This window comes from Endozoicomonas sp. SESOKO4 (genome assembly GCF_024606275.1).
In genome coordinates this window covers 1-9185 of sequence record NZ_JAHHPS010000015.1, presented here as the reverse complement: position 1 = coordinate 9185, position 9185 = coordinate 1, and the positions used below count along the sequence as shown (strand labels likewise).

The window sequence follows — 9185 nt, the reverse complement described above, 5'->3', positions numbered from 1 at the left end:
TCTTCGTCTGTGGAGTCTTCGTCTGTGGAGTCTTCGTCTGTGGAGTCTTCGTCTGGAGAGATCCTGTATGAGGCGACCCGGTTTATAAAGTTGCTGCTAATGAATCTGCTGCCAACAATGTCATGTGGCTGTTGCAGATATGGTACGCCGCACACACAGCGGAGTTCAATGTCAGAGAGATCATCCAATTTTTCGAAAGATGGGCTTTGTAGGGAATTCAGCGGTGGTTCAACGGACTCTACGCTATCGGATGATGGTCGGAATTGACAAACGCCATGACAGGGATGGGCGAAACAATTAAAACCCAAAGTATGTGAGTGTTGTTGAGAGCCTCCGTTACTGCCGCCAGAGCCAGAATAAAGGTGGATAGAGAGAGAACTTGCAGACTGGGTGGTAGCCCCTGTTGCACGCTGCCTCGATGATTTTGGTGACTGGTATGGTGTTTGGTTATCTCCAGAGCCCAACACCATAGTAATGATGGAATAGGGGTGATTTTGACTCGTCTCTTGTTGTTGAATCGGCTTAAACAAGGGTGAATCGGGGTTCCAATAGCTTTTCAAAAGTAAACCAACAGCGACAACCACTTCTATGGATAGCCATGGATAAGAGGTGGAGCTTAGGGGGGGATCGTTGGTTGTCAGGATTGGTTTTAAATCAACCATCAGGTTAGTGGAATAAAGCAACTTCCATGAAATCAATTCAATAATGGTTGTTTTTAACTCGTAAATATGAGGTCTTTGTTGTTTTTTTTCAGGCGAAGGATTCGATCCTGCATAGCCGTTTTTGTTAGTAATACCTGACGGATTTCCAGGCGATGTATGGCGGTCAGTCCTTATAGAAAAACTCTGGTTTGGAAAAACTGTTTTCTGTTCAAGCTCTAAAACAAGTCGTCTTGTCAGCGGTTCACCCTGACAGACGAGAGACAACGTCAGTAACGGCAACTGCAACATCAACATCAGTCCCGCAAAGAGTGAGTGCTTAATGATTCTATCCTTGCGTTCTGGTTTACAGAGAAGAAGGATAGTTTAAAAAAATAAGCGTGCTTTTCTTTCCGAGAACTTCTGTTAAAAAATCTCCTTTAAACCCCAAAGGCTGCAACAGGCATAACTTTATGAAAAGGGTGCCAGATCAAGGGTTGTGGTTATCATCCTGGTCCACATCAACCGGCTTGCGTTTTCTATGTCTTCTTTTGTGCTCCCAGTGGGCTTTAGCATTCTTACAGACCTTCCCGCACTGCTGCAGCTGCACACCCTCCCCGATTATTGTCATATCAAAGGTTCTTGGCCCGGTGTGGTATCTGCTTTTGCGAACTGACAGGGTTCTGGCATTCTTGAAGACCTTCCCGCATGGCTGATACTTGCCATCTTCAATGCCTAATGTCTCGACACAGGTTTGTTGTCCGTTGTGCTCTCTTCTCTTGTGATTTGACAGTTTTTTTTGGCATCGGGCTGCCTCTCCGTAAGGAAGACAATCCGAAGGTGAAGCCCCTTTGGGATTTTGAAACGGATAAGTGTTAAGGAAGCCCCGCTTTCTTCTGGAAGGCGATGATTATGCAGCCTGAGCAAGCCGTCGATTATAGTCAAGTCATCATAGGTGGGAGGCAAATTCCCGTTCATTGGCACATCATCATTAAGTGATACGGTAGGGGCAGTTGTACAGACTGCCTCTGCAATCATTGAGTGTGTAGGGCTAACTGTCGAGCTTTCTACGGAATTCAGCGACCATTCATCGGGCCCTCTGCTATCGGATGATGACAACGGGCAAGCCTAATGAAAGGGAGGTAGGTTGTTACCTATTTGCTTTAATTTCTTTAGGTCTGGAGCCATCATTCTGGTTAGGATAAAAAGACTTGCGCTTTCGGTGTGTTCTTTTGTGCCTGGACAGTGCGTGGGTATTCTGGAAGGCCTTACCGAACGGCCGCAGCAGGCCATCCTCCCTGCATAACCTCTGCTGACCATCCTCTCCGATCACTGGCAGGTTACAGATTTGTTGCCCGCTGTGGATGCTTTTTTTGTGATCTTTCAAGGCGTTGGCATTTTTGCAGACCAGTCCGCATGGCAGCCGCTGGTCACTCTCCTCGTTCACTGTCTTATCAGAGGTTTTTTGTCCGCTGTGATATTTGCTTTTGTGACATGACAGAGAACGAGCATTTTTTAAGACCCGCTCACATGGTCGTCCCTGACCATCGTCCCCGACCACAATCGCGTTACAGATTTTTTGCCCACTATGGTTTCTTTTTTTGTGATCCGTCAGGGCATTCACACTCTTGCAGACCGCTCCGCATGATTTCTTTTGACCATCCCGCCCGACCACTGTTTCGTTGCATGTTCGTGGCCCGGAATGGTTGCTTCTTTTGTGATCTGACAGGGCTTTAGCGTTCTTGCAGACCTTTCCGCATTGCTGCTGGCCATCCCTTCCAGCCACTGTTGCATTGCAGATTTTTTGGCCGGTGTGTTCTTTTCTATTGTGATCCGATAGGGCTTTAGCACTCTTGCAGACCTTTCCGCATGGCTGCTGTTGGCCATCCTTCCTGACCACGCTTTCGTGGCAGGTTTGTTGTCCAGTGTGGATGCTTCTTTTATGAGACGACAATGTTTTAGCATTCTTGCATACCTCCCCGCATGGTCGCGGTTGGCCATCTGCACCGACCACTGTTTCGTAGCAGGTCTTTTGCCCGCTGTGATCTTTTAATTTGTGATCCCACAAAGCTTGAGTATTCTTGCAGGTTTTCCCGCATGGTCGATGCTGGCCATCCCCTCCGGTTACGGTTTGGACACAGATTCTTTGTCCGCTGTGGAATATTCTTTTGTGTGCTATCAGGCTATTAGCATTCCTGTAGACCTTGCCGCATGGCCGCTGTTGGGCATCTTTCCCGACCACGATCACGTCACAGGTTGGCTGTCCGAAGTGCTCTCTGCTTTTGTGATCCGACAGGACTTTTTGACAACGGGTAGCCCCTCCGGAAGGAAGGCAGCCCAAAGGTGAAGTCACCATGGGGCGTTTGAAATGGGTAAGCGTACAGTTAATCCCGGTTTTTTCTGGAGGGATATGGCTTCGAAGATTGAGTAACCCGTGGATTATAATCCAGTCATCAGAGTTGGCAGGCAAATTCCCGAGCATTGTCACATCATAATTGGGTGGTTCGGCTGAGTCTGTTGTAGAGACTGCCCCCGGGCCAATTAAATGTCTACAGCTGGCTGTAGAACTTTCTGCGGAATTCAGCGGCCATTCAGCGGATTCTCTGCTACCGGATGATAATCGGAAACTGCAAACGCCACGACAGGGAGAGACGAAACAATTGAAACCCAGGGTGTGCAGAGCTTGTTGAGGACCTCTGTTACCGCCGCCATAGTCAGAATAGAGAAGGTTAGCGAAATAGCCTGTAGATTGTGGGGCTCCCGGCGCTTGCTGGCTGGATGATTCTGATGGCTGATGTGATTGTTGGTCATCTACAGAGCGAAGCATCATAGTGATGGTAGCAAACGGTTGATCCCCCTGTGTCTGCGTAGATGTTGCCTCTTGTTGTTGGATTGGATTAAACAGCATGAAATCGTTAGTCAAATTGCTTTCTAAAAGCCAACCGGCTGCAACAACCACTTCTACAGGCAGCCTAACTCCGTAACTGCCGGGTCTGTTCGGTTTGTCATCAGACCGAAAATCCAGTCCTGCATAGTCGTTTGTGTCGAAAACCTCCGAAAGATTGTCCGGCAGGGTATGCCTGTCACGTTCTATAGAGACGCTCAGGTTTGGAAACACTGCCTTCTGTTCAAGCTTGATAATAAAACATTCTGTCCATGGTTCAGCCTGACAGACGACAGACAGCAACACTAGCAGAAACATTGTCGCCGCAGAGAGTGAGTGTTCAATCATTCTGTCCCTGTATTCTGGTCTCTGTAGAGCCAGGGTAGATCAAGAAAATAAGTCTTTTATCTGTCAATGATCTTTTGTTAAAAGCCAAGGGTAGCATCGAAAAAATTCTAATGAAAAGAAAGGTGTTATTTATTCAATTTACTTTTTTAGGGCTGGGTTCACCATCCTGATTCACAGGATAAGAGATGCGTTTCCGATGTGTTCTTTTGTGATCCCAAAGAGTTCTTTTATTCTTGCAGACCTTCCCGCATGGCCGCAGCTGACCATCTTCCCCAGCCACGGTCACTTCACAGTTATACTGCCCGGTGTGGCATATGTATTTGTGAGACGCCAAAGATTGAGCATTCTTGCAGACCTTCCCGCATGACCGTTGGTCGCCATATTCTGTGGTCACGGTTACGTCACAGGTTTGTTGCTCAGAGTGATCTCTTCTTCTGTGATCCCGCAGGGCTTGGGCATTTTTGCAAACTGTGCCGCACGATCGCAGCTGGCCATTATCCCCGACCACGGCCATAACACAGGTTTTTTGCCCGGAGTGTAAGCTGCTTTTGTGAACCGACAGGGATTTAGCATTCTTGTAGACTGCCCCGCATGGTCGCTGCTTACCATCCACTCCGAGAACGTTTACGTAACAGGTTTGTGGTCCGGCATGGGTTTTGCGTTTGTGATCCGACAAGGCTACAACATTCTTGTAGACCATCCCGCATGGCCGCAGTTGGCCGTCATTCCCGGCCACGGTTATGTTACAGATTTGATGCTCACTGGGGTGCCTTCTGCTTTTGTGATCCGACAAGACTTTGGCATTTTTGCAGACCCACCCGCATGGCTGCTGCTGGCCATTCTCCCCGACCACGGGCAAGTTACAGGTTTGTTGCCCACTATGGGCTTTTCTTTTGTGATCTGATAAGCCTTTAGCATTTTTGCAGACTTTCCCACATAGCCGTGGCTGACCATCCTCCCCGACAAAGGTCGCGTCACAGAGCTTTTGCCCAGTGTGGTATGAGCTTTTGTGAACCGATAGGGCAGCAGCATTCTTGCAGATCTTCCCACATGGTCGAGGCTGACCATCCTCCTCGAACACGGTTACGTCGCAGGTTTGTTGCTGGCTGCTGTGAATTTCGCCTGTGTGACCCCGCAGGGATTGTTGGCAATGCGAAGGCGTAAAGCTAATGCCGGTTTTTTCCGGAAGGCTATGCCTTCTGAGACTGAGTAAACTGTGGATGATAATCCAGTCATCGGAGTTGGCAGGCTGGTTCCTGTGCATTGTCACATCATAAATGGCAGGTTCGGTTGGGTCTGTTGCAGTGGTTGCCCCTGCACTTATTGAGTATCTATAGTTTCTTCCTTTATAGTTGCCGCCTCTATAGTTGTCAGTCATACTTTTTTCTGAATTCAGCGGCCATTCAGCGGGTTCTCTGCTATCAGATGATGATCGGAAACTACAAACGCCATGACAGGGAAAGATGAAACAATTCAAACCCAAAGTATGTAGAGTTTGCTGAGAGCCTCCGTTACCGTCGGCAGAGTCAGTATTCAGAGGGTTAGTGAAAGAGCCTGTAAGGTGGCAGGGGGTTCCCGCGGTTGGTTGCCCAGAGGGTTCTGATGGCTGGAAGGGCTGTTGGTTATGTCCGGAGCCATGCACCATCGTGATGGCGGCAAATGAGTGCCCCTCCAGTGTCAGCATAGTGGTTGCTGCTTGTTGTTCGATCGGCTTAAACGACAGTGAATCGGGGTTCCAATAGCTGTTTAAAAGCCAACCGATGGCAACAACCACTTCTACAGGTAGCCATGAATAGGGGGTGGAGCTGAGAGGAACGTCCTTGGTGGCCAGGATCGTCTCGTACACCTGCAAGTGAGTGGCATAAAGCCATTGCCACGAAATCGATTCAATAAGGAGCGTTTTTACCCCGTAACTGTTAAATTTGTGTCGTTTGTCATCAGGCGATGAACTGATTCCTGCATAGTTCCTTGTGTTGACAAGGTCTGAAGGGGTGCCCGGCGATGCGAGCAGGCCACGCTTGATAGAAAAGCTTTGGTCTGGAAACACTTCATTCTCTTCAAACTCGAGAATAAAACGTTCTGTCCACGCTTCGGCCTGACAAACGACAGATCTAAAAAGTAGTAGCAACATTAGCGGCAACAGTGATGCCGCAAAGAATGGGTGTTTAATATTTCTATCCCTGTGTTCTGGTGACTAGAGAGCAAGGATAGATCAAGAAAATAAGTCTGCTTTCTGTCAAAGACCTTTTGCTCTGCAGGAGACAATTTCGTAAAGAATCCTGTTATAAAAGGGAGAGTGGGTACTCGCCTGCAGGTATAACTGCAAGCTTATGAACTCAAGCTAAATGATTCCCTCCTTTGCGAAAATGACGACCTCCTACTTAGCGACCATCATGATGTTGATTTTGAACTGGCCAAAGTCCCGTTTGGTGCGATCCAGACAGACAACCCAGTTCCCTTCGGGCGCCACCCAGTCAACGACTCTTCTGGCAATTTCACCCTTTCATATCAAGCTTTGTCTCGAAACTGTCCTCCTACAGAGGATCTTTTGTAAAAAACTGAAGGTGACACTGGGAGAAACCTCATTGATCCCATGTACTGGATCAAATCGTTACTTATTCTGTTTACCCTGTTTAGGATTGCGACCATCATCGTGTTCCGGATCAACAGACTTACGTTTTCGATGGCTTTTTTTATGATACGACAGGACTCTGACATTTTTGCAGACCATCCTGCACGGCTGCGGTTGGCCATCCTCCCCGGTCACAATTAGGTCACAAGTTTTTGGTCCGGAGTGGTTTCTTCTTTTGTGCTCATAAAGGGCTCTAGCACTTATGCAGATCCTGCCGCATGGCCGCAGCTGGCCATCCTTCCCGGTTACGTTCACGACACAGGTTTGTTGCCCGCTGTGGCATCTGCTTTTGTGCACTGACAGGGTTTGAGTATTCTTGCAGACTATCCTGCATGGTCGCGGCTGGTCATCCTCTCCGATCACAGTTACGTTACAGGTTTTTTGCTCGGAGTGCTCTTTGCATTTGTGAGACGACAGGGCTTGAGCATTTCTGAAGACCTTTGCGCATGGTCGCTGCAGACCATCTTCCCCGACCAAGGTAAGGACACAGGTTTGTTGCCCGCTATGGACTTTTCGTTTGTGATCTGAAAAGCTTTTAGCATTCTTACAGATCATCCCGCATTGCCGTGGCTGGCCATCTTCCCCGACTACTATTACGTCACAGGTTTTTTGCCCGGTGTGGTTTCTGCTTTTGTGCTCTGACAAGGTTTGAGCATTCTTGCAGACCATCCCGCATGACCGCAGCTGGTCATCCTCTCCGACTACTATTACGTCACAGGTTTTTTGCCCAGTGTGATCTCTGGTTTTGTGAGACGACAGGGCTTGTTCATTCTTGCAGGCCTTACCGCATGGTCGCCGCTGGCCATCCTGCCCGATCACGGTTATGTGGCAGGTTTGTTGCCTGCTGTGGACTTTTTTTTTGTGATCCGAAAAGCCTTTAGCATTCTTGCAGACCGTCCCGCATGATCGAGGCTGAGCATCTTCCCCGACCACGGTAACGTCACAGAGTTTTTCTCCACTGTGGATTTTTCTTTTGTGATCCGACAGGCCTTTGGCATTCTCGAAGACCTTTCTGCATGGTTGCTGCCGGCCATCCTTCCCGACCAAGGTCACGTCACAGATTTGTTTCCCGTTGTGGACGTTGTTTTTGTGTTTCCAAAGGGCTTTAGTATTCGGGAAGACCTTCCCGCATGGCCGCAGCTCCCCATCCTTCATGACCAAGGTCATGTGACAGGTTTGTCGCTGCCTGACGTGCTTTCTGCTTTTGTGACCCGACAGTGATTTAGCATTCTTAAAGACCCTCCCGCACGGCCGCGGCTGACCATTCTCCCCGATCAGGGTCACGTTACAGATTTTTTGCCCGGTGTGGTATGAGCTTTTGTGAACCGATAGGGCTACAGCATTCTTACAGACCTTTGCGCATGGTCTCGGCTGGGCTTCTTCCCCGACTATGATTACGTCACAGGTTTGTTGCTGCCCTCTGTGAATTTTACCTGTATGATCCGACAGGGGCTGTTGGCAATAGGTAGCTCCTCCGGAAGGTAGGCTGTCCGGAGATGGAATCACCATTGGATTGGTGAAATAGACAGGCGTGTTGCTAATCCCGGTTTCTTCTGAAAGGCTATGGTTTCCCAGATTGAGTAACCCATGGACGATAATCCATTCATCAGAGTTGGCAGGCTGATTGCGCATTGTCATATGACAATTGGCTGGTTCGGCTGGGTCATTTGTAGAGATTGCATCTACACTGATTGAGTATCCATAGTTGCCTGTCGAACTTTCTTCAGAATCCGGCGGCCATTCAGCGGGCTCTCTGCTATTGGATGATGGTCGGAAACTACAAACACCATGACAGGGAAAGACGAAACAATTTAAACTCAAAGTATGCAGAGTTTGCTGAGAGCCTCCGTTATTGTCGGCAGAGTCAGTATCCAGAGATTTGGTGAAAGAGCCTGTAAGGTCGCTTTGAACTCCCGCGGCCTGCTGCCTTGATGGTTCTGATGGCTTGTGCGGTTGTTGGCTATGTCCAGAGCCAGGCACCACAGTGATATAGGCAAATGGCTGCCCCCGCTGTATCACCATAGTTGCTGCTCTTGGTTGTTCTTTTGGTTTAAACGACATTGAGTCGAAATTCCAATAGCTTTTTAAAAGCCAACCGACGGTAAGAATCACTTCTACAGATAGCCATGAATAAGGGTTGGAGCGTAGAGGGGCGTCCATAGTGCTCCGGATTAGTTCGTAACGCACCAGCAGATGAATGGCGTAAAGCGATGGCCACGAAATCGATTCAACAAGAGTCTCTTTTACACCGTAACTGTAAGTCTTGTGTTGTTTGAATTCGGGTGGTGAACCGAGTTCTTTATTATCGCTTGTGTCGGCAATTTTAGGTGAACTGAACGACAGTGTACGTAGGACTGGATTTATAGAAAAGCTCTGGTTTGAAAGCATTTTATTTTGTTGAAGCTCAACAATAAAATATTCAGTCCGCGGTTCTGCCTGACAAACGACAAAAAACGGTAGTAGCAAAAGTGGTAGCAAAAGTGATGTCGCAAAGAGTGAGTGTTTAATAATTCTATCCCTGTATCCTGGTGACTAGAGAGCAATGATAGATCAAGAAAATTAGTCTGCTTTCTGTCAAAGACCTTTTGATAAAAGCCGAAGGCGGTGCCGGGAAAAAACTTATGAAAGGGCTAGCAGCCTGTCGGACTTAAGGCTGTCCTACTGCGGTTGCAATAAATTGGTC

The 9185-nt window shown here is 48.3% G+C and carries 5 protein-coding genes; all 5 read right to left on the bottom strand.

From position 1 onward, the window contains the following. Positions 1-950 (bottom strand): hypothetical protein (locus KDK16_RS00220; RefSeq protein ID WP_257255156.1); only part of this gene is annotated, 950 nt, incomplete at its 3' end. A gap of 178 nt (positions 951-1128) precedes the next feature. Beyond that, the gene (locus KDK16_RS00215; RefSeq protein ID WP_257255157.1) at positions 1129-1269 is read right to left on the bottom strand and encodes a hypothetical protein; all 141 of its coding nucleotides are present in this window, start codon (positions 1267-1269) and stop codon (positions 1129-1131) included. 519 nt (positions 1270-1788) lie between these two features. Then, positions 1789-3870: a hypothetical protein gene (locus tag KDK16_RS00210; RefSeq protein ID WP_257274167.1), complete on the bottom strand. Its 2082-nt coding sequence runs from the start codon at positions 3868-3870 to the stop codon at positions 1789-1791. 133 nt (positions 3871-4003) lie between these two features. Then, positions 4004-6001 (bottom strand): hypothetical protein, encoded by a 1998-nt coding sequence (locus KDK16_RS00205; protein ID WP_257255048.1) that lies wholly within the window; start codon positions 5999-6001, stop codon positions 4004-4006. Positions 6002-6481: 480 nt separating this feature from the next. Beyond that, positions 6482-8980 (bottom strand): hypothetical protein, encoded by a 2499-nt coding sequence (locus tag KDK16_RS00200; protein ID WP_257274166.1) that lies wholly within the window; start codon positions 8978-8980, stop codon positions 6482-6484. Positions 8981-9185 lie beyond the last annotated feature (205 nt).

Excerpts from the sequence above, each read along its gene's own strand:
- KDK16_RS00205 (WP_257255048.1), bottom strand. The coding sequence starts at position 6,001 with ATGTTGCTACTACTTTTTAGATCTGTCGTTTGTCAGGCCGAAGCGTGG.
- KDK16_RS00215 (WP_257255157.1), bottom strand. The coding sequence starts at position 1,269 with ATGACAATAATCGGGGAGGGTGTGCAGCTGCAGCAGTGCGGGAAGGTC.
- KDK16_RS00210 (WP_257274167.1), bottom strand. The coding sequence starts at position 3,870 with ATGATTGAACACTCACTCTCTGCGGCGACAATGTTTCTGCTAGTGTTG.